This window comes from Kordia antarctica (assembly GCF_009901525.1).
Classification (GTDB): Bacteria; Bacteroidota; Bacteroidia; order Flavobacteriales; family Flavobacteriaceae; genus Kordia; species Kordia antarctica.
The window spans coordinates 2,344,148-2,367,131 of the sequence record NZ_CP019288.1 but is presented as its reverse complement, the minus strand read 5'-3'; the positions used below and the strand labels follow the sequence as shown (position 1 = coordinate 2,367,131).

At 35.7% G+C, this 22,984-nt stretch carries 21 protein-coding genes; 1 reads left to right on the top strand and 20 read right to left on the bottom strand.

Going from position 1 to position 22,984, the window contains the following annotated elements; all coding sequences use genetic code 11:
* Positions 1–56 precede the first annotated feature (56 nt).
* Positions 57–698 (top strand): hypothetical protein, encoded by a 642-nt coding sequence (locus IMCC3317_RS09585; RefSeq protein WP_160129294.1) that lies wholly within the window; start codon positions 57–59, stop codon positions 696–698.
* 81 nt (positions 699–779) lie between these two features.
* Here IMCC3317_RS09585 and IMCC3317_RS09580 read toward each other — a convergent pair whose 3' ends face one another.
* From IMCC3317_RS09580 to IMCC3317_RS09485, 20 genes are all read right to left on the bottom strand, one after another.
* Positions 780–1,391 (bottom strand): FMN-binding negative transcriptional regulator, encoded by a 612-nt coding sequence (locus IMCC3317_RS09580; protein WP_160129293.1) that lies wholly within the window; start codon positions 1,389–1,391, stop codon positions 780–782.
* A 1-nt stretch (position 1,392) separates the two neighbouring features.
* On the bottom strand, positions 1,393–1,848 hold the full coding sequence (locus tag IMCC3317_RS09575) for a DUF1569 domain-containing protein (protein ID WP_160129292.1): 456 nt from the start codon (positions 1,846–1,848) through the stop codon (positions 1,393–1,395).
* Positions 1,849–2,765: 917 nt separating this feature from the next.
* A complete protein-coding gene (locus tag IMCC3317_RS09570; protein ID WP_160129291.1) occupies positions 2,766–3,902 on the bottom strand; it encodes a phospholipase D-like domain-containing protein in 1,137 nt (378 codons plus the stop codon).
* Between the two features lie 82 nt (positions 3,903–3,984).
* On the bottom strand, positions 3,985–5,211 hold the full coding sequence (locus IMCC3317_RS09565) for an MFS transporter (RefSeq protein WP_160129290.1): 1,227 nt from the start codon (positions 5,209–5,211) through the stop codon (positions 3,985–3,987).
* On the bottom strand, positions 5,211–7,304 hold the full coding sequence (locus IMCC3317_RS09560) for a copper-translocating P-type ATPase (RefSeq protein WP_160129289.1): 2,094 nt from the start codon (positions 7,302–7,304) through the stop codon (positions 5,211–5,213). Before IMCC3317_RS09560 ends, IMCC3317_RS09565 begins: the two co-directional genes overlap by 1 nt.
* A 41-nt stretch (positions 7,305–7,345) precedes the next feature.
* Positions 7,346–7,996, bottom strand: a complete 651-nt coding sequence (locus IMCC3317_RS09555; RefSeq protein ID WP_160129288.1) for a hypothetical protein — start codon at positions 7,994–7,996, stop codon at positions 7,346–7,348.
* Positions 7,993–8,886, bottom strand: coding sequence for a ribose-phosphate pyrophosphokinase (locus tag IMCC3317_RS09550; RefSeq protein ID WP_160129287.1), 894 nt, complete (start codon positions 8,884–8,886; stop codon positions 7,993–7,995). Before IMCC3317_RS09550 ends, IMCC3317_RS09555 begins: the two co-directional genes overlap by 4 nt.
* A gap of 9 nt (positions 8,887–8,895) precedes the next feature.
* Positions 8,896–10,398, bottom strand: a complete 1,503-nt coding sequence (locus tag IMCC3317_RS09545; RefSeq protein WP_160129286.1) for a thymidine phosphorylase family protein — start codon at positions 10,396–10,398, stop codon at positions 8,896–8,898.
* Between the two features lie 29 nt (positions 10,399–10,427).
* On the bottom strand, positions 10,428–11,804 hold the full coding sequence (locus IMCC3317_RS09540) for an MBL fold metallo-hydrolase RNA specificity domain-containing protein (protein WP_160129285.1): 1,377 nt from the start codon (positions 11,802–11,804) through the stop codon (positions 10,428–10,430).
* A 55-nt stretch (positions 11,805–11,859) separates the two neighbouring features.
* Positions 11,860–12,114 carry a hypothetical protein gene (locus IMCC3317_RS09535; protein ID WP_160129284.1) on the bottom strand — a complete coding sequence of 85 codons (255 nt, stop codon included), beginning with the start codon at positions 12,112–12,114 and terminating at the stop codon, positions 11,860–11,862.
* 41 nt (positions 12,115–12,155) lie between these two features.
* The gene (locus IMCC3317_RS09530) at positions 12,156–12,998 is read right to left on the bottom strand and encodes an ATP cone domain-containing protein (RefSeq protein ID WP_160129283.1); all 843 of its coding nucleotides are present in this window, start codon (positions 12,996–12,998) and stop codon (positions 12,156–12,158) included.
* A 3-nt stretch (positions 12,999–13,001) separates the two neighbouring features.
* The gene (locus IMCC3317_RS09525) at positions 13,002–13,832 is read right to left on the bottom strand and encodes a universal stress protein (protein ID WP_160129282.1); all 831 of its coding nucleotides are present in this window, start codon (positions 13,830–13,832) and stop codon (positions 13,002–13,004) included.
* A 27-nt stretch (positions 13,833–13,859) separates the two neighbouring features.
* Positions 13,860–14,855: a 2-hydroxyacid dehydrogenase gene (locus IMCC3317_RS09520; protein WP_160129281.1), complete on the bottom strand. Its 996-nt coding sequence runs from the start codon at positions 14,853–14,855 to the stop codon at positions 13,860–13,862.
* 20 nt (positions 14,856–14,875) lie between these two features.
* On the bottom strand, positions 14,876–16,147 hold the full coding sequence (locus tag IMCC3317_RS09515) for an MgtC/SapB family protein (protein WP_160129280.1): 1,272 nt from the start codon (positions 16,145–16,147) through the stop codon (positions 14,876–14,878).
* Positions 16,148–16,153: 6 nt separating this feature from the next.
* Positions 16,154–17,128, bottom strand: coding sequence for a 6-phosphofructokinase (locus IMCC3317_RS09510; RefSeq protein WP_160129279.1), 975 nt, complete (start codon positions 17,126–17,128; stop codon positions 16,154–16,156).
* Complete coding sequence (locus IMCC3317_RS09505; protein WP_160129278.1) at positions 17,125–18,036, bottom strand: alpha/beta fold hydrolase; 912 nt, start codon at positions 18,034–18,036, stop codon at positions 17,125–17,127. The genes IMCC3317_RS09510 and IMCC3317_RS09505 overlap by 4 nt, the downstream gene beginning before the upstream one ends.
* Positions 18,037–18,057: 21 nt before the next feature.
* Positions 18,058–19,119: a class I fructose-bisphosphate aldolase gene (locus tag IMCC3317_RS09500; RefSeq protein ID WP_160129277.1), complete on the bottom strand. Its 1,062-nt coding sequence runs from the start codon at positions 19,117–19,119 to the stop codon at positions 18,058–18,060.
* Positions 19,120–19,130: 11 nt separating this feature from the next.
* A complete protein-coding gene (locus tag IMCC3317_RS09495) occupies positions 19,131–20,144 on the bottom strand; it encodes a type II glyceraldehyde-3-phosphate dehydrogenase (protein ID WP_160129276.1) in 1,014 nt (337 codons plus the stop codon).
* A 21-nt stretch (positions 20,145–20,165) separates the two neighbouring features.
* Positions 20,166–21,521: an APC family permease gene (locus tag IMCC3317_RS09490; protein ID WP_160129275.1), complete on the bottom strand. Its 1,356-nt coding sequence runs from the start codon at positions 21,519–21,521 to the stop codon at positions 20,166–20,168.
* Between the two features lie 7 nt (positions 21,522–21,528).
* The gene (locus IMCC3317_RS09485; protein WP_160129274.1) at positions 21,529–22,884 is read right to left on the bottom strand and encodes an NAD(P)/FAD-dependent oxidoreductase; all 1,356 of its coding nucleotides are present in this window, start codon (positions 22,882–22,884) and stop codon (positions 21,529–21,531) included.
* Positions 22,885–22,984: the final 100 nt, after the last annotated feature.

Sequence of the window (22,984 nt, the reverse complement as noted above, 5' to 3'; positions counted from 1 at the left end):
AAAAACAACGACTATACTTCATAATTACTTTTTATAAACAATTAAAACCAATAATTATGAAAAATTACCTCGTGCTAGCATGTCTAGTAGTTACCAGTATTTCCTGTTCCACAGACGACAACACAATTCCTGAACCCGAAGAAAATTTCTATGCTTTAACCGTTGGAAACTCCTGGGTTTATGAACATCATCGCAGAGAAAACATACAATCCATTATCTTTAATAATACAGGAGTTATTGACTCTGTAAAAATTGTGGGTACGGAAATTATCAATGATAATGAATTTTATAAATATCGAATTAGAACTTCTGGAAATGAAAACAACATCGCTTTTTGTTCACCTAATGGAGAGCGCTTTGAATACGTAAGAGATTCTATTGGATATCTTATAGATGAATACGGAAAAGTAAAATTTTCAAGAGAAGACGATCAAGAGTTCTTGTTAAGAGAAGATTCTTTTTTAAATCTATACACAGCACGTGGAGAAAACAATGAAATAATCTCAACAACTGCTGGTGATTTTGATTGTGAATACATGAAAATATATGCAAAGCAACCTCAAACTTTAGAATTATTTCCAGCACTTGATAAATATCATTTTGCAGAAGGTGTTGGGAAAGTTTTCAATACGGTATCATTTTCTAGTGAAGATATACACAGAATGGAACGTCGTTTAATATCGTATAACGTTCAGTAAATTAGTATTTTAAGATTATCTGAATATTTACAATGAGTTTGATAAAACGCTATTCGAAGTACGCTGAGCGGAGTCGAAGCGTTATTTCTTTAAAATACCATCAATGAAAGCCGTAACATCCTTGCGGCTTTTTTGTATCAATACATCTTTGGCAAGATGTGTGTCTTTGGACAATTTATCTTGTGATAACTTAAATTTTCCTTCCCAAGAAGTAATTTCTAACTTAACACCTATAATGTAATCTGCAAGCGTTTGTGCTCTTGGATTTTTTTCGTCTAAAACATACGGATTTTCTGAAGTTTCCAAAACAGAAGTCATGTGTGCAATAGAAGCGAGTACGTCGTCATTATTGGGAATTCGTGTGGCTTTCGCCGAAACATGCACTTTCACGTAGTTCCATGTCGGAAACTGTGTTGTGCTATACACGTTTGGAGAAATATAGCAATTAGGTCCGTGAAATATCGCTTGCGCGGGAATTCCATTCTGTAACAATTCCACATGCGGATTAAACTTATCGATATGACCAACCAATTTTCCAAATTCGCCATAAGTTTCATCATAAATTAATGGAACATGTGTCGTGAAAATTTCGCTGTCTTTCGCAGAAATTAAAGTCGCTAGCGGAAATTCTTTAATCGTAGCAATAATATTTTTGAAATCAGTTTCCTGATGATGTTTTGGTGGATAGTTCATATTAAACACCAAACTGATTCAAATGATGATCCAAATGCTTATACTGCATTTTTCCCCATTGCTCGTGTGTAAACTTACCAAACAATGGATGTGCAGGCCATTCTTTTGCTTCTTTCTGTCCATGAAATGTAGTGATCAACTCCAATAATTTCACTTTCTCAGTTTCTACTTCTTTATCTTCTCGTACCACAAAATCGCGGACTGTTGGCAAATTTTTACTCCAAGGTTTCTCATTATACATAACCGGTTTGTACAATTTAAAAACCAAACGTTTCATAAAACCTGGTTTTTTTCCGCTCAACGTTCTTTTTTGTAATGCAACTTCCAACGGCATTTGGCAATGTGTACACATTTGTCCAACAGACATTTTTCCCCAAGAAGGTGTTGATGTTGAAGTTAAATTCTCAATTCTACTAACAATCTCGGAATGTGCGGAAGCATCAAATAATGATTTCATGAAGTTCTATTTTTAAGTTTTTTTGATAAGATATAAACCGTAAACAAAAAAATGTTTCGGGATGAAATAAAGGTACTGTAATCACAGTTAACATGAAAATAATTCCAAATAAATAACGCTTATATGCTTTTTTCAACGCTTGTGAATTCCTGACGATTTTCTTCACTAAAAAACTTAGTTTTATCATAATTTGATACATAAATGATATATTTTTTATGGAACTTGTTCTTTTTCTGAAGTATAGAAAAGATTTTGCGTTAAAAATTTTCGAACCCACAACATTCCGAAATCTAAGTTTTCAATCAAAGATATTATATCTTTTGGGGAATACTTAGAAAATAATTCTGAATTGTTGATTGCATGTTAAATATTATAACAATCTGTTAAGCATGAAAGTCAATTAATAATTTTTTTTAAAAGCTACTACTATTCAGAATAAGTTGAAGTTTGTTCCAAAAAAATCATTTTTTAAATATTTACTTCTATTTCGTGTTTTTTTCCTGTATAAATTTATGAAATCATTTAAAAAAAGCTAAAAAACAAAACATAAGTATGAAAAGTTGTGGATTTCTTTCAATTTATATTTTTACGTGAGTAGTCACAAGGAAAAGAAATTAAAAGACCTATTTGATTTCGGATCCAGTAGTAGATTTGAACCTACAGTAGTTACAAGTATAATAAGGATTTCAAGAAAGTTGAAGCCTTTCTTGTTTTTGAATGTCGCCTTCTAATATGGAATAGCGATATTTAGTACTCCAACTCTGTGAACAGTTAAGCGCTAAACTGCATGCCCATTTACCTGTTGTTTTCCTGTAGAACAAGGGTAAGTTAAGTGAGATGCGCTAAAGTGCATAGTTTTAACTGTTTTTGAGATCAATAAAATACACATCAAATTTGCAACGGTATGATTCAGAACGTTAATTTTCGAGTAGTTTTATATGTGGAAGAAAAGTTAAAATACGCATTGCTGCTCTAACAATGTAATAGGCTAACCAATTCTTTAACTTATTGAAAACACTTATTTTCTTTTTAAGATTAGTAAAGGTAATTTGATTGGATTTTTCTATTACATTTTCAAAATCTTTTAGAAGAGTTGTTGCGAAAATTTGAGAATGTATTTCAACATTCATTTCTATACTGCCGTAACAGCTAAGGTCATTGAGGTTAAATGAACCTATTGTGGACCATTTGTTATCCACCACAGCTGCTTTACCATGTACTACAGAATTATCCCACTCATATATTAATACATTTTGTTTTAAAAATAATGAATATAAATATGAGGTTGCGTTACGTATTAAAGGTACATCACTAATTCCTGCTAATATTAGCGTTACTTTCACTTTCCTTTTACAAGCCTCTATAATGGCATTGGTTAGTCTTTTTCCTGGCAAAAAATAAGAGCTAACAATGACTATTTCTTTATTGGCTTGATTGATAGAATTCGTGTAAGCGTCACATACTTCTGTTTTGTTTTTAAGCCAATCATTTTGTCTAATACCAACAAGTGTTTTCCCCGCAGAATGTAATACGGTTTTTATTTTTTTTGAGCTTCCGTCTTTAAAAAAATAATCGAGACATAGTTTTTGTAAATCTTGCGCAGCTGGGCAATCTAATTTTATAGCATAATCTAGCCAAGGCTCATTGTCTTTTTCCCCATGGTATTTATTTCCAATATTTATTCCCCCTATCATTGCAGTTTTTGCATCAGCCACAATTACTTTGTGATGCATTCTTCTTCCTAAATAAAAATTATTCAGAGAGAATAACGATGAGAAAAGTCGAAAAAAGATTCCGCTCTGTTGCAAATCTTGTATAAAATCATCAGTAAGAGATGCACTACCGTAAGCATCTAACAGTATATAAACTTTCACATTTCGATGTGCTGCTTCTTTTAAACAACTTGCTATATCCTTTCCTGTTTCATCATTTTCAAAAATGTAAGTTTGTAAATGAATCTCTTCCTTTGCATTTTTAATAATTTCTTTCATTTTAATGAAATATTCGTCGCCAGAATGTATCAGTGTTATATTTTCATCTTCCTTAAAAAGCATATTTAAAATTTTATTTATGTTTGTTTTCTTCTACCAATACATGTTTCATCTCTAGAAAATATAGTATTTGCTTTTAAAATCATTATTTATTCATTTTTTTGAGATTTAAGGAAGGTAAAATCAACCCTAGAGTTAGTAAAATAATCGCTCCTGCAATTATAAATGGATAATAGAAGCCACCTGCAATTAACCACGTTCCAATAACTGGACCCAAAATCTGACCAATGCTATTTGTGGAACTCTGTATGGATATATTTTGTCCTGTATTTTCCTTTGAAATTAGCGAAACTGCTGAAAGCAAGTTTGGTGTTACCATAGCACCACCAGCTGCAAATACTATAATCAAACCATACACCACAAATTCATTCTTAAAAAAAGGAAAGCTAATTAAGGATATACCAACTATTAATAATCCTAAAGCAATCTGGTTTTTTGCAGATAAGACCTTTTCTCCGTAAGTAGCGAAAACTGGCTGTAAAATAGCCATAACCGATCCGCAGAGCATAAAGCCAATTCCTACTTGGGTGCTATTAAACGCCAATTCGTCTTTGCCGTATATTGAAAATACTGTTTCAAATAAGGTTACTATAAATTGCATCACAAACGAAAGCATTAATAATACTATAAAATATTTACTAAAAGAGTGTCGTAAACTTATTCTATTGGTAGTAGACTTATATTCTCGGGTTGTATTTTGAAGCCATTTCATTATGATAAGCAATACAACCAATCCCAAAAAGGCTACAAAAACAAAAGGAACAGAAAACTGGTTAAGATGTAGTTGTCCAAATGAATATTCTAAATGTAAATCTGTTTGCGATAAGAAACCTCCAATTACAGGACCAAAAATAAGACCTGAGCTAATGGCTACTCCAGACCAGGCCATAATTTTTGTTCTTCGTTTTTCTGAAGTGATATCACTTAAATAGGCGTTACTAACTGGAATAACGGACGACGTGAATATCCCACCAAATATGCGTGCTACATATAGCATTGTCAATGATGTAGCAAGACCAGTAAGTAATTGCATTATTACAAAACCAATAAGACCTACTATTATAATGGGTTTACGACCGTATTTATCCGATAGTTTTCCCCATACCACAACAAATAGCAATTGAAATAGTGGATAAATACTTGTCAATAAACCAATATGGAAGTTGATAAGGTCAGGATCGAGATTGTCTTTTAATGCCAACCTTTCTGTGTAATAGGGAAGGGTAGGTAATAAAATACCATACCCTAACATCACTACAAATAAGCTCAACAAGATTAAAAATATCCTATTGAGTTTTTCTTTCCTCTCCATTATTTTTTACCAATTTTACGCTTTAATAATTGCGCATTAATAGCTACAATAATGGTGCTTAAACTCATAAAGACAGCTCCTAATGCTGGTCCTAAAACAAAGCCTGAAGAATATAGAACTCCAGCTGCTAATGGAATGGCAACTACGTTATAACCAGTTGCCCATATTAGATTTTGAATCATTTTATTGTAAGTAGCTTTTCCAAATAAAATTAAGTTGGCAATATCCTGCGGATTACTATTTACCAAAATAATATCGGCAGTTTCAGCAGCAATATCAGAACCAGACCCTACTGCAATTCCAACGTTGGCTTGCGCCAATGCAGGCGCATCGTTTACACCATCACCTGTCATAGCAACAAATTCACCTTTATTTTGAAGGTCTTTTACAATTTCCACCTTTTGATGTGGCAATACCTCTGCAAAATAACCATCTAAACCAAGTTTATCACTAACAGCTTTTGCAGTTTTCTCATTGTCACCAGTAGCCATAAATACTTTGATGTTGTTCTTTTTGAACACTTTTATGGCGTCAGCAGATTCTGGTCTTATTTCATCGGCAAGAGCAATATATCCTGCCAATTTTCCATCAATCAAAACAAAAACCACAGTTTCGGCAGCATCACTGTAGGCATCTTCTGGAATTTCTATTTTTTCATCCCTCAAATAACCTGGACTCACCACTTTAATTTGTTTTCCTTCTACTTTAGCCTCTACACCTTTTCCAGTAATTGAGTTGAAATTTTCAGGTTTAGGAATAGATAAATTATCTGCCTTTACCTTTTTAATAATTCCAACGGCAATTGGGTGTTCTGAACTTTGTTCTAATGCACTTGAAAGCCTCAAAATTTCTTGAGATGTATAAGCCTTATTTACAGATTCAATTCGTGTAACCCCAAAATCTCCTTTAGTAAGGGTTCCTGTTTTATCGAATAACAAGACTGATATTTTTCGCGATTCCTCAAATGCAGTCCTATTTCTAATTAATAAGCCGTTTTGAGCTGAAACTGCTGTTGATATGGCAACCACAAGTGGAATGGCAAGACCTAAAGCGTGTGGACAAGCAATGACCATAACGGTAACCATTCTTTCCAATGCATATACAAAAGGAAATCCTAACATGAGCCAAACCGCTAATGTTCCAAAACCAATAGCTAATGCAATGTATGTCAGCCATTTTGCAGCCCTATCCGAAAGGTTTTGCATTTTAGACTTTGTTTTCTGTGCTTCCTCAACCATCGTGATTACTTTGTTGAGGTAGCTGTCTTTTCCTGTATGTTCAACTTTTACTTTTAGTGTGCTATTACCATTTACCGAACCACCAATTACTTTATCCTTTTCTTCTTTTTTTACTGGTTTAGATTCCCCTGTGAGCATTGATTCGTTTAGATAACTAGAACCTTCTACAATAATACCATCAGCTGGAACTTTCTCTCCAGGCTTTACCAATATCACATCATCTTTCAACAAATCTTCGAGTGAAATATCTTCAATAGTATTGTCTTTTACTCGATGTGCTTCGGCGGGCATCATACTTACTAAAAGTTGCAATGCTTTTGATGCACCAAGTACACTCTTCATTTCAATCCAGTGTCCAACGAGCATAATCGCTATAAGCGTTGCCAGTTCCCAGAAAAAATCGACACCAGGCAAACCAAAAACTGTGGCGGAACTATAAAAGTAAGCGACACTTATTGCCATAGATATAAGAGTCATCATACCAGGAGCACCCTTTTTTATTTCTGACCAAAAACCTTTTAAAAATGGCCAACCACCATAAAAATAGACCACAGTAGAAAGTGCAAAAAGTATATATGGGTTACCTGGTAAAAGAAATTCGTAGCCAAAAAATTCCTGAATCATTGGTGACAAGAATAATATCGGAATGGTAAGGATGAGAGTGACCCAAAACCGTTTCCTAAAGTCGGCAATCATCATTTTATGATGGTCGTGCCCAGCCATTCCCATCGGTACATTGCCGTCATGATTGGAATGATCCATTTTAGAATGATCTTCTTTTTTGTGTTTCATCTTTGAATGATCCATTTTAGAATGGTCCATTTCTTCGTGATTTTGGTGTTCGTGATTTTCCATTAGTGTTTTGTTTAAGTATTATCGTAATTTTTCAATCTTCTTTATTTATAGATCATTGTAAAATAACTACCATCTTCTTCGGTAAATTTCTGGAAGGTCAATAAAGCATTTTTATTCAGTTTTTCTGTCACCGTATAATTGAGTTGTTTAATCCTAATTCCCAACACATAGGCTTTGATCTTAATTTTCGATTTAATAGCGTTATTATCTGGTTGAACAACCAATTCGCGGTTATAAATCTTGATACTACTTTTTGAACCAAAAAAGTTTAACAAGCCCGAGTCAAAACTCATTTCCAATTCAATATCCTCTAGATTTTCCAAATCGTATAACTCTTTAAATTTTTCAGAAGTGGTATTGATTTCGGTTTCCTTTGATTTTGGGTTGGAAAACGGAAATGCCATTACCATTATACTGGCTTCATCTGGCTTACATCGATAGGTCGTTGTGTATTTGTCGGTAGCTTTTTTGTCTTTGTCAAACAATTCTGTGATTACCTCAATTTCATAATATCCATTTTTATCGATAACTTTTCCAGATTCAAAAGTTTGTTTGTTTAAAAAAGCACCTTCTTCATCAAAATTTTCCCGAACTACAATTCTACCCGAAATCTGCCCAATGAGCATTTCAGTTTGTCCATTCATCGTGAGGTTGAATAGGATAAAAAATAGTATGAAGCTTTGCTTAATCATATATGGTGCATTAACTTCTTAACTTCTTTTGCCATAATATCGCTCAAATCAATAGCATTTGAAGGATGCGGAATGGTATTACAAGTTACTATTTTTTCCGCTCCCGAATCCAATAAATCCTGATAGGCATTACCCGAAAAAACTGCGTGAATACCAACGCATATAGGTGGTTTCATTCCTGCTTTTTTTAGGTGTTTCACAGTCTCAATCATTGTGCGTGCAGTTGAGATTATGTCATCTACTAAAATAGGTGTGGCGTTTTTATATTTTTCCACATCTGGAACCGAAACCTCTACATCACGATCACCGTGACGCACTTTTTGCAACACAGTAAAAGGTACTCCTGCATTTTTGGCAACTTCCGATACCCATTGCTCACTTTCAGAATCGGGACCTATAAGTACTGGGTTTTCGATGTTTTCCTTTATCCATTCTGAAATAGCATTGGCTGCGTGAATGACTTTGTTTGGGATGTGATAAACTTCGCCCAAAGAACTTATTCTGTGCAAGTGAGGGTCAACTGTGGTAATGCTATCGGCGAAACCTGAAATCAATTTTCCGAAGAAACCAGAAGTAATGCCTTCGCCTTCATTAAAAACTTTATCCTGCCGCATATATGCCAAATAGGGTGCTACCAAACAGGTACACATAGCTCCGAGCGATTTTGCCGTATGGCTCAAAAAGTAGAGCGGTAACAATTTTTCGTCTGGTTCGTGCAAGGTGCAGACCAATACGACACATTTATCCTTTACGTCAGATAATATACGTGTATAGGATTCTCCATCAGGGAATTTTCGAAACGTAGCTTTGCCGACTTCGGCATCCATTTTCATTGCCAAAAGTTCTGTGAGTTCTTCGTTTCCAGGAAGACTGAATAATATTGTTTTCATAGTATGTTTTTAAATTATGGTTATAATATCGTTGTGGTTGTTTTTATACTCCATAGCATAATTAAGTTCGCCTTTGGATTCTGCATAAAGCGTGTACAGCAATTGGTCTTTTTCAATTTTGTCGTTTAAATGGACATTCAGTGAAATTCCTGCCGATTTAGATTGAGGTGCACCTGAAAGCTTGGCGAGTTTTGCAATCTTTCTATTATCTATTCGGTCTAAAACTCCAGGTTTTTCTGCTTTAATTTCGATTTTATAGGGCGCTAAAACAGGTTTTGAAAAGCGACCTTGTGCTTTACAAATGGTGATAAATTTTTCATAAGCTTTTCCAGATTCGATTACTTTCTGTGCAGTCTCTCTTCCTTTTCCTTTTTCAACTTTTCCAGAAAGTTCCAATAATTCCCCTGCCAAAAACAACGCTCTTTCCAATAGGTCTTTGGGTGCATCAGCTTCATTTTTTAAGACCTTTAATATATCGATGGCTTCTAATGTAGGACCAATACCTCTTCCAACTGGTTGCGTACCATCTGTAATCACAACTTTCACTTTTAGACCAACAGCTTTGCCCACGGTTTCCATATGTTCTTTCAATTGCTGTGCGGTTTCCGCACTGCGTACCTTGGCGGTTTCTCCCACAGGAATATCAATAATAACATGTGTGGATCCTGCCGCCGCTTTTTTTGAAAGTACCGATGCTATAAGCTGCCCTTCACTATCAATATCAAGGGCTTTTTCAATTTTTATCAGCACATCATCTGCGGGACTTAATTGAGCCGTACCGCCCCAGACAAAACATCCACCTTCTTTTTCGACTACAGCTTTTATTTCTTCCAAAGAAAGCGTCACATTGGTCATTACTTCCATAGTATCTGCCGTACCTGCTGGCGAAGTGATGGCTCGCGAAGAAGTTTTTGGCATTGTAAGTCCGTAAGCAGCAACGATGGCAACTATCAATGGCGTTGTTCTATTGCCAGGTAATCCGCCAATACAATGCTTATCTACCACAATTTCTTTGTTCCAATTCAATTGCTTCCCAGAAGCGATCATTGCTTTGGTAAGGTCGGATATTTCATTTATATCCATGCGGTCACCAGCGCAGGCAGTTATAAATGCGGAAAGATGGATATTGGAATAATTGCCTTCAACGATATCGGTTATAATTTCGCTATAAGCGTTATAATTCAGTTTTTGATTATAGATTTTTGCCCTTACGTGGCTTAAAGACTCAATAGGTTCTAAGTGTGAAACATATAAGGTTTCATTTTCGGAAACGTTCAGTTTTTTTGATGCAGCATCCGATAGTCCAATTTCATTGGGCATCAGAATATCTGAATTTAAAATATTGAGACTTGCAACTATCGAGGTGCTTGTATTGGATATTCTAATTCGGGTCAATGCTTCAAAACCTTCTGAAATACAGACGTGACAATCTTCCCGCATATACACCACATTCTCATTTTGCGTATAGATTCCGAGATGTTTGTATTTTAATATATTTGAGTGTTGTTCCATATCTTTCTGAATTATTAAGGTTTTGTGATTTATTCTATTTCTTCAATAGTGTACAATTGTGGTATTTGAGCATCCCAACCATAGGTTTCTTTAATGCCTTTTTGAAGTGCTTCAGCACCTTCATTTTCGCCGTGAACTATAAAAATCCGTTCGGGTTTGTTTTTTATCTTACTCATCCAATCCATAAGCTCTTTGTGGTCAGCGTGTGCCGAGAGACCTTCAATTTCAGCTACCTGCATTTTAAAAGGCACCCATTTTCCGTACACTTTTAGTTCCTTTTTGCCTTCCAGCAATTTTCTGCCACGAGTTCCTTCAGCTTGATAACCCACAAAAAGCAATGTATTATTAGGGTTTTGCGCCTGTGTTTCAAGATAGTTGAGCATTCGGCCACCTGTAAGCATTCCGCTTCCTGCAATCACGATTTTTGGTTTATTATCAGTACGTAGTTCCATAGTTTCACGATAACTGCTTACGACAGTAAAGTGCGAACACATTTCATCACATTCATTGTCTTCTAATCTGTGCCAATCTCTCGTGCGATGGAACAGCTCCAATACACTAGCTCCCATAGGGCTATCCATTATCATTTGTACTTTTGGTATTTTGTTCTCCTTGAGTAATTTCCAAAAAATAAGCATCATCAGTTGAGCACGTTCTACCGAAAAACTTGGAACAAATAGGCTGCCGCCTCTATTAACGGTGTCTTTTACTAATTTTTCAATCTGCGGTATAGCTTCCACTTCATCAGGATGAAACCTTCCGCCATAAGTGGATTCGATAAAAAGAACATCTGCCTTTTTTGGTTTTAAAGGTGGATACAATAGTAAATCGTTGGTTCTTCCAATATCTCCTGAGAAGACAAAGCGTTTTCCGTGTACATCCAACTCGATGTAAGTAGCACCAAGAATGTGTCCGTTATATTGAAATCGAGCCCTGATGCCATCAAACAATGGAATCCATTGTGCTTGTGGAACGCCTTTAAAATGTGGAATGGTCTTTTCAACATCTTTTAAATCGTATAGTGGTTCTGCTGGGCTATGCTTTGAATAACCTTCCTTATTGGCGCGTTCGGCTTCCTGTTCCTGTATTTTACCACTATCATTAAGTATGATTTTTGCGATGTCCAACGTTGGGTTAGTGGCATAAATAGGGCCGTTAAATCCTTGTTTTACTAACCTTGGCAGATATCCAGTATGGTCCAAATGGCCGTGGGTTAATAATACTATATCAATCTCTGAAACTTTTACTGGCGGATATTCCCAGTTTTTAAGGCGTAATTCTTTTAACCCTTGAAAAAGTCCGCAGTCAATTAGTATTTTTCTATCTCCGGTGTCCACTAAATATTTTGAACCGGTTACTGTACCTGCTGCGCCCAAAAAGTGGATGTTTATTTTATTATTTTTCATTTGTAATTATTTTTATGTCGTTATACCTATTTTACACCAATAGGACATCCACCAGTTAGTTGCTACCACAACAAGAAGGGGCGTTAACTTGGTCTTTTTCAGTTGTGGATAAAGCCACGACTTCCTTATATAAACCGTGGAAATCTTTTTTAATAAGATGTGCTATGTTTTTGGCAGCTTTTGGGTCGGTACTTACCATCTCCAATACTGTTTCAAATGTCTCTTCTAGCAATTTTGTGTCATCTTCCAAGGCTTCGTAAAATGGTTCGAAATCTATACTGTTCTGTTGTTGCAATGCATCCGTTTTCATAAGTTCTTTTTTAAGATTGTTAAACTTTTTATCTTTAATCGTTAAGTGCTTTTACATAGTGCTTCAGAATCTTCTAAAATCTTTTTGTGTCTTTTTTTATCAATTCCTATTTGCTTTAGTAACGAAGGATTTTCGTGAAGCTCTTTGCAGAGTACAATGCCTTTATCTAATAGCTTTGTTTTTTCGGCTTTGGTCATAGTTGTTAAAGCGGTTAGTGGGTGTAAGCCAGACTCATCTATTCGTTCTTTAAGCCCATTTCCCTTTGGATAATCCCAACTTGTCAATAACATTCCAACACATTTTCCATATTGTATCGCATCTTTTGTAAATCGCGTATTCGTGTACACACCTCCTTTATGAAGTTTAGCTTCGTGGCCTTTTTGACGTTCCCATTGTTTCTCAACATCCAAAAATCTTGAGTGGATATATAATGGAATTTTCACATTACAAAATCGTCCTTGGTCGCTATGATATTTACATTCAATCATGTAATGTTTGTTATCTTTTTGCGCTATCACATCTATTTCGTGCTGCACACAATTACCTTGTACAATCACGCCAACCTCTGTTGTATACCCTTCGTGCGCAAATAGTTTTCCCACCAGCTTTTCAAAAGGAAAACCAGTAGGTCCCAATTCCATCAAGGCTTTTTTGAGTTTGTATTTTGAAGCACTCACCCGTGATTTGCCCTTAAGCATTTTAAATGCCATTTTATAGATTTTTTTAGTAGTAATTCCATCATATAATTGGTCTTGAACTTGTTCAACTATTTGCTTAATCAATTCTTCACTTGCTTGGGAACGTCTTAAGGAATTGATGAGTTTGTAAACGTCAAATGGGACACTATCCCCCGAATATTTCACTATGTTTATTTCGTTTTCCATTGATTAAATATGAATTGTCATTACAGGTAAAGTTGAATGATTGGTCACACCTTCTGCGATGCTTTTAGAAAATAGGTTTAAAAACCCTGTTTTGCCGTGGGTAACCATCGTTATTAAATCCACAGGCTGTTGTTTTACAAACGTATTGATGCCCGTTTCTACGGAAGGCTCGTTATAAACTGCCATTGAGAAGTTTTTTAAATCAGGAAATTTTTGCAATAATTGTTTAATTGGATTTAAACCAAGCTCAATATTATTGAAGTCTGTCTCGGTATTAATACGCAATAAGTGGATTCGAGCTTCGCATTCATTAGCAATGGAAATTACCTGCTTAAATGCATTGGTAATATCTTCTTTGAAGTCTGAAACGAATACGATATTCTTAAAGGGAAATGTTACTTTTTCGTCTTTTACAACAATCACAGGTGCATTGGCCTTTCGTACAATTTTCTCTACATTACTTCCCGTCATTTCCCTGATAACACCATTGGTGCCAGTACTTCCGGTGATGATAAAATCGTGATGAAAATGGCCTGAATGTTCCAAAATATCAGCGTGTCCTGCATCATATTGAAGAAACGTACGGCATTTCAAACCTTCACGCTCAGCTATTTTTTCCAACGCTCTCAAAGCCTCTTTGGCTATACCTATTTGCTTTAATGTCTCTGGATACCTTTTTTCTTTTAATTTATCCAATTTGACCCAATTTACAGGGGTTTTCATTAGGTGTAAAAAGTGAATTTCAGAATTATATAGTTTGGCCATTTCAATACCTAGTAGTGCTGCTTTGTCACAATTTTTAGAGAAATTAGTGGGTATTAGTATATTTTTCATTTTATATGGTTTTATAAGTTATTTTATTTAATCGATCGTAATCTCATTTCCAGACAGTGTTTGTTTTTCAAAACAGTCCAAGTTGTATATAGTCGTTTCTGCAATATTTGTCAAAGCCGTTTCAGTTAAAAAGGCTTGATGGCTCGTTATTAAGACATTATTGAAAGTCATTAAGCGGGCAATGACATCATCTTGTAATATATCTTCGGAATGATCTTCAAAAAATAGACCTTCCTCTTCCTCATAAACATCCATACCGAAATATCCAATCTTACTTGATTTCAGTCCTTTGATAACTGCTTTGGTGTCTACCAAACCACCACGGCTGGTGTTGATTAGCATTACACCCTTTTTCATTAGTTTAATGTGTTTGTCATTAATCAAATGCCTTGTTGAAGGCATTAAAGGCACGTGTAGGCTTATAATATCAGCCTGCTCGCAGATGGTTTCACAATCAGTATATCGAACACCGTAACTATCTATCAAATGTTCATCTTCAATTAAATCTTGAGCAATAATTTTACAGCCAAAACCATGAAGTATTTTTACAAATACAGCCCCTATTTTTCCTGTTCCAATAACACCAACAGTTTTTCCGTTAAGATCAAATCCTGTAAGTCCGTTTAATGAAAAATTTTGTTCGCGAACCCTATTATGGGCCTTAACTATTTTTCTGTTTAAGGCTAATATCAGGGCGAGCGCATGTTCTGCAATCGCATAAGGCGAATAGGCTGGAACACGAGCTACTTTTATTCCTAATTCTGACGCTTTTTTTAAATCAATATGATTGTAACCTGCTGTACGAAGTGCTATATATTTAATGTCTAAAGCAGCAAGTTTTTTAAGCACTTTACTTGAAGCATCATCTCCAGTAAATATGCTAATAGCTGTAGAACCAGCAGCGAGTATAGCTGTTTCTTCTGATAACCGCGATGTAAGCATCTTTAAGTTGTGGTTGTCATTATTAGCCTTTATAATATAAGGTTCTTCAAATTTGTGGGTGCTGAATACCGTTGTTTTCATTTATTTTATTTTTTTACTATTTAACTTGTCCACGAGCGGAACAGAATATATATAACCCCTACTACGATAACACTTCCAAAAGCAAGCATTACTAATTTCCCAGCAAGTTTTGAGCCTTTGAAAAAGGCAATTCCTAATTTGACAACCATATTGCTAATAGTTGCTGTTATAATAACATTTGTTGCTAGTATCAATTTATTATCTATGGAAGCAAATTTTGACATATTAATGGTTATTGCATCGGTATCTGCTAAACCTGCTATTATTGCCGAGTAGTACAAACCGCTTTCACCAAAAAATTTATTTCCATAAAAAACAGCAAAAAGAATGACTACATAAATACCTCCAAAACCGATGGCGTTCCAGATGTTAAGTGGGTTCCCTAATTTGATATCGGTTTTTGGTCGATCAGAATCCTTTTTTATTAAGATAAGTGCACTTATTAGGCATATTAAGGTAAGCAGACCAAACGGTAGCGCTAAATACTGCAATAAGGAATTGTTGAAAATATAGGCCAATACGGCAAGTCTTGGGAACATTATAGCTGAAGCAATTACAATACCTGCAGCATATTGTTTTGAAAGTTCTGGTGATTCTTTACTTCGTGATGCATAGATCCAGGCTACTGCGGTACTGGAAATAAGACCACCTAAAATAGCCGTTAGCAGAATACCGCGTTTAGAACCGACGTATTTAACCAAAAAGTAACCAATAAAGTTTAAAAAAGATACAATAACTACTATTGAACCAATTTCAAAGGGATTTAATAAACCTTCAGACCCATAATCTTTGTTAGGTAAAAATGGCAATATTAAAAGGGCAATAATTGAGAATTTAATAAATGCGAATAATTCTTCGGAAGTAATATTTTGAATAAAAGAGCGAAAAGTTGTTTTAAGTGATAATAGCGTAACTATAATTACAGCGGTGGCTACTGCTTCTTTGTGTAAATGGTTAGAAACCATTACACCAAGGATTAGGGTAGCAAATAATGCTAAATTGGTTGTAATACCTGTCATAGTATGTTTTTGGACGATAGAAAGATGACTCAAAGCCAAAAACAATAAAAATGCAGCAGCAATAATAATGACTAACCAAGGTGTGTACAATACAGATAAATTTCCCAAAATGAATCCTACAATCGCGACTATCGGGAACGTGCGTATTCCTGCAAAACCTTGCTCGTCTTTTAATTTGTCATATTCCCTTTCCAAACCAAGAATAAGCCCAATACCTGAACTAATCAGAATACCGAGAATGAATGGGTTTATATTTTTTAAGGTTTCTATCATAATTATCTATTTGCTAAAAAGTTTTAACAATGCCTTTAACTCATCATTTACTTGATGCTGTTTGACGACTTCTTCAAAAGGTGTTAGGTGCAATTGGTTGTTTAAAACCCCTACCATTTTATTACTATTTCCATTTAATAATTGTTCAACGGCAGCAACTCCCATTCTAATCCCTAGCATTCTATCCATAGCAGAAGGATTTCCTCCTCGCTGCACGTGACCAAGCTTCGTTATACGTAAATCCACATTTATATTTAATTCTTTTATTTTTGATGAAACAAGTTCGGCTCCTATTTCATCGCCTTCAGAAACCACGACAAGAAAAGCATCTTCACTATCGTAATTTTTCACCTTATCCAATAGGTAAATAAAGTCTTTGCCGCTCTCTGGAATTAATATGGCATCCGCACCTGTGGTCAATCCAGAATGAAGGGCAATATAGCCGGAATCTCTACCCATAACTTCAACTATAAAAACCCGATTGTGTGATTCAGCGGTATCCCTTATTTTATCTATGTTTTCAATGGCGGTATTTACTGCGGAATCAAAACCCAGTGTATAATCTGTACCAGAAATATCATTGTCGATGGTTCCAGGAATCCCAATAAATGGAAGGTCACATATTTCTGAAAAAGCCAATAAGCCTTTAAAAGTGCCATCACCACCAATGGCTATCAAGGCATCTATATTATTTGTGTGTAAGGTTTGTAATGCTTTTTTACGTCCTTCCAATTCCATAAAGCGTTTGCTTCTTGCTGTTTTTAGCATGGTACCACCTGTATGCGACAATTTTTGTAATTCGGGGGGTTTCAATGTTGTAAAATCTCCATCTATCAACCCTTCGTACCCTTTACGAATTCCAGTTAATTTTATACCATTTGCTTTAGCGGCTTTTGCTATTGCGTATAATGCAGCATTCATTCCAGGGCTATCGCCTCCAGAGGTGAAAACGCCTATATGTTCAATTTTATTCGTTCTCATCTGATAGTGTTATTTATAAATATTTTTTTCGAATTGCTAAAACCCTGAATGGTTTGCCAAACGAAATCTGCTTCTTGTAAAAAGAATTGATGATCTCCTTCAGTAGAAGTAACAATTTTTGCGTTTGTAAATACCTTCAATAAGCTTAAGGCATTTTCGAGAGGTGCAGTAGTGTCTTTTTCTCCGTGAATAAATAATACATCTTTATCTTTTATGTTTTTGACTAAAGCGAATACATCAGTTTTAAGAATTACTTCGTTCAATGAATAATAATAACTCTGCCAATGATGCTTTTGTGCATCTTCATATACATCATCAGTTAGGTTATTTGGTTTAAATGCACGTGACATAAAAATGGGATGTATCATACAGATATATTTAGAAAGCTTGCTGGTTGAAATTCTATCCACAAAAGAATGTGTGGACATAACTTGCTTAAATTCATCAGCATCTTTGTAAACAGGTATACTTACAAAAATGCCTGCTTTGAACCAATTAGGATGTTTCTCCAACAGAGCCAAAGAAATTATGGCTCCCATAGAATGTCCACCTATTATGATATTTCCATCATTGAATCCTTTCTTTTTAAGAATTATCTCAAGAGCTCGCAGTTGAACAGAAAGTGAATAATCACTTTTTGGTTTTGGCGAATTACCAAAGCCTATAAGATCCACCAAAAGAAGTTTATGTGTGGTTGTGATATTATCCATATCACGCTTCCAATAGTTTAATGATCCTGTTAACCCGTGTAACAAAACAAGTTTGTTTTCTCCAGAACCTACTATTTCATAATTCAAGAGCGTTTCGTTGGCATTATAGGCTGGTTGCTGACCAATCTTGTAATGCTGATAGCCAGCAATTGCGATTACTGGAATAATTATGAAAGCTATAATAATTGAAAGAATCATTTTATTTAAAAATTTAATAATCTAAGCAATACTAATGTTACTGTCTAAATAAACTCTTTGGACTAACCTCAATAATTGAACACCTTCAGCGAACGGTTTTTGAAACGCTTTTCTTCCCATAATCAAACCAGAACCGCCAGCTCTTTTATTGATGACAGCGGTTGTCACAGCTTCGGTTATATCTGATTCGCCTTTGGAACCTCCTCCTGAATTGATTAATCCTATTTTTCCCATATAGCAATTGGCAACTTGTAATCGGCATTGGTCAATGGGATGTTCTGTGGTAAGTGTTTTATACATTTCATCATCATATTTTCCAAATCCTATTTCTTTAAATCCGAAATTATTAGTCGGTAATTTTTGCTTGATGATATCTGCCTGAATGGTAACGCCCAAATGATTTGCCTGTCCTGTTATATCGGCAGCCGCGTGATAATCTTCTTTTTCAGTTTTAAAAGCTTCGTTACGGGTGTAGCACCATAATATGGTCGCCATTCCTAAATTATGCGCCTCTTGGAAGGCCTCGGCTATTTCTTTAAGCTGTCTGTTACTTTCCTCCGAACCGAAATAAATGGTAGCTCCAACAGCAATCGCTCCCATATCCCACGCCGCTTTTACCTTGCCAAATAGTGTTTGGTCATATTTATTGGGATACGTAAGTAGTTCATTATGATTAATCTTGACGATGAACGGAATTTTATGGGCATATTTTCGGGCGTTTAATCCCAATACACCAAACGTAGATGCAACACCATTGCAGCCAGCTTCAATAGCAAGTTTTATAATGTTTTCGGGATCAAAATAATCTGGGTTTTTATAGAATGAAAAGGCTGCACTATGCTCAATACCTTGGTCTACAGGAAGGATACTTAAATAGCCTGTGCCTCCTAGATTTCCGTGGTTGTATAGTTGGGAAAGACTCCTAAGTACTTGAGGATTTCTGTTGCTATTACCAAATACCTTGTCAATACTATTTTTGCTTGGGGTTTGCAACTCATCTTTTGTGATTTTTTCGCAAACGTGATCCAAATAGAAAGATGCTTTCTTTCCTAAAAGTTCTGTGATATTTTTTTCTGTTTTCATTTTAATAAGAATTAATGTATTCCTAAACTTTCATTGGTTTTTGAAATAGATTTTGCTGCATCAGTTTCTATTCCAGTAAGTGCTCTAATAGCATCTATAGTTTCTGGAATAACAATAGCTTGGTTATCCACCACATAGGCGTAAAACAGTTCATCTCCCACAATTTTTAGCATATCTTCCCAAAGGGCTACTTCATACATATCGCCCCAAGGCCTTCCCATATCCAAGAACATTTCCTTAATGGTATTGTTGGAAACCAAACCTTGGTCATATTGAATCAGTTTAATACGGCTGGACGTTTTAAAAGCATTAAGCACTTCTTCTTTCGTGGACTGCTTTTTCAATTTCACATTCCAATAGTGCATGTGGCTTAAAGTTTGGGGCACTTTTATTGCGGAAGTGATTACGTCCAAATCTGGATCAACACTTTTTGCGTCAGGACCTTGATGGCTCGGAATGTCTTTTTCGGGTACCATTGTGTTCATAATACCGCCTAAATGACTTTCCCAAGGATCTGTTGCTCTTCTTAAAAGTGTTCCTCTCGCATAATCCAATAAATCAGTTCTTTTTAAGGCAGTCAACGTTCTTAAAATAGAGGTGGTATTACAGGAAACAACCCTAGTAGATTCCAAATTTAAAGCTGATTGATAATTATTTTCAGCACTAAAGGAATGCCCTGTGGTTTCGTGTTTTTCGCCACCCTGAACAATAAATTTGATACCTTTCTCTTTATATATTTTCACATTTAGAGCTGCAATTTTTTTAGGTGTACAGTCCACAACAAGATCTGATTTCTCTAACAGCTCTTGCATATTTCCTTTAATTGAAATCCCTTCTGACTTCATTTTATCAGCAGCTTCTTCGGTAGCAGCATAGATATCATACTTCTTTCTTACGGCATTTTGAATGCGCCAATCGCTAATGATATCACATACTCCTGCAAGCTTCATATCGTCTTGTAGATTGATGGCATCGGCCACTCTTTTCCCAATGACTCCGTAGCCTATAACTGCTATATTTTTCATATAATTGTTTTTTTAAATTAGTTATGTTTTATTGTTTTTATTACTTGTAGTTTCCATTCCCATCGGCATATTACCTTCATCATCAGTATGCGAAATCATAAAAAGACGTTCCGCAGCAATTATTAGAACAATCCCAATTGCCGCTACGATTAGTACCAAAGGATCGTTTAGATACTTTATATAAAGGAAGGCTGCCAGTACTGCAATGTCCAATACGATGGCTATTAATGGGATGATAGGCTGAAAATTCACTTCGTTTTTAAGATGGCGGAAAAGTCCCCAATGGATAGCAATATCCATAATGAGGTAGAAAATAGCTCCAATGGATGCTATCCTTGTTAAATCGAACAGAACAGTCAATAAAATAGCAAGTAATACCGTGAAAATAAGGGCAGGATTTTTAAAGTTCCCCATTCTTTTTAAAGATGGAACTTGCTTCATATTGCTCAACATTGCCAGTAAGCGTGACGCTGAAAATACACTTGCGATAACGCCTGAAACGGTTGCTACAATTGCTATTGCTATAGTAATCCAAGAACCCCATTCTCCAAAAATCGGTTTTGCGGCAGCTGCCAAGGCATAATCTTTTGCTTCGATTATTTCCGGGATGCTTAAACCTCCTGCAACGGCCAGTGCCAAGGCTACATATATGACAGTGCAGATAAGAATGGAAAAAATAATAGATCGCCCGAGGTTCTTGTGTGGATTTTTGATATCTCCTCCTTGATTTGTAATAGTAGTGAACCCTTTATAGGCAAGAATCGCTAACGCCAAGGCAGCAACAAAGCCAATTCCCTGTGGCAACGTTTCGGTATTTTTTGGGATATAGTTTCCAGTAATATCTGCAAATCCAGAAACTACTAGACCTGCAATGGCGAGCAATGCTATGCCTACAACTTTAATGATTGCTGTAAAGGTGGCTGTTGCTCCAATTACTTTATTTCCTGAAATATTCACGATATATGCTGTTACCAAAAGTAGAATACCGAGAATGGATGCATAACCAGCATAGCTTTCTGGGAACAACCTAAGCGTATAGGCGCCGAAAGTGCCTGCCACCAAACTTTCTGAAATCACCATTGATACATACATCAACAAGGAAAAAACTCCTGTAGTTGTTCCTGGTCCGTAGGATTTATTAAAAAATTTGACAACACCTCCAGAGGAAGGAAAAGCATTTGAGAACTTTACATAGGAATAGGAACTGAAACCTACCACAACGGCACCAGCAATAAAAGCAATTGGGAATAAATCGCCTACTAACTCTGCTATTTGTCCCATTAGGACAAATATGCCAGCACCAATCATTACGCCAGTGCCAAGAGAAATGGAACCTATCAGGGAAAGCTTATTATTTTTGTCTTTATTATTTTTCATTGTGATGTTATTTCTTAGTATGGTTGACAGGTGGTTTTGGTTTAAAATTCCTAATAATCACACGGTTGCTCTTTTCATAGGTGAAATAACTAACCGCCCAATTAAAACCAACCATCAATCTATTTCTGAAACCGCTTATGGACATAAGGTGCACAACAGACCAAAGCAACCAGGCAAAATAACCTGCAAACTTGAACCTACCCAAATCAGCTACTGCTCTTCGTTTTCCTACCGTTGCCAATGAACCTTTATCTTTATATTTGAAAGGTTTTATGGGCTTATTTTTAATAATTTCCAATAATTTATCGCCAAGATATTTCCCTTGTTGAATAGCTGTCTGTGCTACCTGTGGATGTCCTCTTGGTGTGTCATCTGTAATTATAGATGCTATGTCACCTATGGCAAAAATATTTTTGTAACCTTCTACTTTTAGATAGGAATCGGTTTTTATACGGTTGCCCTTAACTACGTGTTTTTCATCAATACCTTTTGGGAATTGTCCTTTCACACCTGCTGTCCAGATTAAGTTTTTGGCTAAAATGGTCTTGCCACTTTTTGTAGTGACTTGTGAGCCATCGTAATCACTTACTGATTCATTGAATAGTATTTTTACATTTAAGTCCTTCAAATACTTTAAGGTTTTAGATGATGCTTTATCAGACATTGTGCTTAACAACTTATCAATAGCTTCTATCAAATAAATGTTCATTATGGAAGAAGGGTACTCTGGATAATCCTTTGGAAGAATGTATTTACAGAATTCAGCTAAGGCTCCAGCCATCTCTACGCCTGCAGGACCACCACCTACAATCACAAAATTGGTTAGCGCATCACGTTCGTCTTCGTCGCAAGTAATGGCAGCCTGTTCCAGATTTTGTAGCATCATATGGCGGATGTTCAGGGAGTCACGAATATCTTTCATCCCCAAACTGTTAGCCTCTACACTTTCCATTCCGAAAAAATTGGTGGTCGTACCAGTTGCTAATACTAGGTAATCGTAATTAACTATTCCTTTGTTAGTAACAATTGTATTTGAAGAAGGTTGAATTTCTTCAACTTCAGCTAAACGGAACAACACATTTTTATACCCATTGATTTGTTTTCTGAAAGGAAAAACAATACTATCTGGTTCCAAAGCACTTGTGGCCACTTGATATAACAAAGGCTGAAATTGATGGAAGTTGTTTTTATCGAACAAAACCACCTGTACTTCTTTGTGCTTCAATTTTTCTACCAATGCCAAACCTGCAAATCCACCACCGATGACCACAATTCGCGGCACATTAGAGTCAGGCAGACAAATGGTATCTGATATTTTGCAAGGAGACAGGTGTTTCGTATGCTTTATGTTGTTAATTTTCATTCTTTAACAGGGTTGTATTCCTTATTCAATTGTTATTCAATATTCTTTGTTTTCACGAGTTTTCGCCAATATAAATGTTCATATCAACTAGACGTATTGC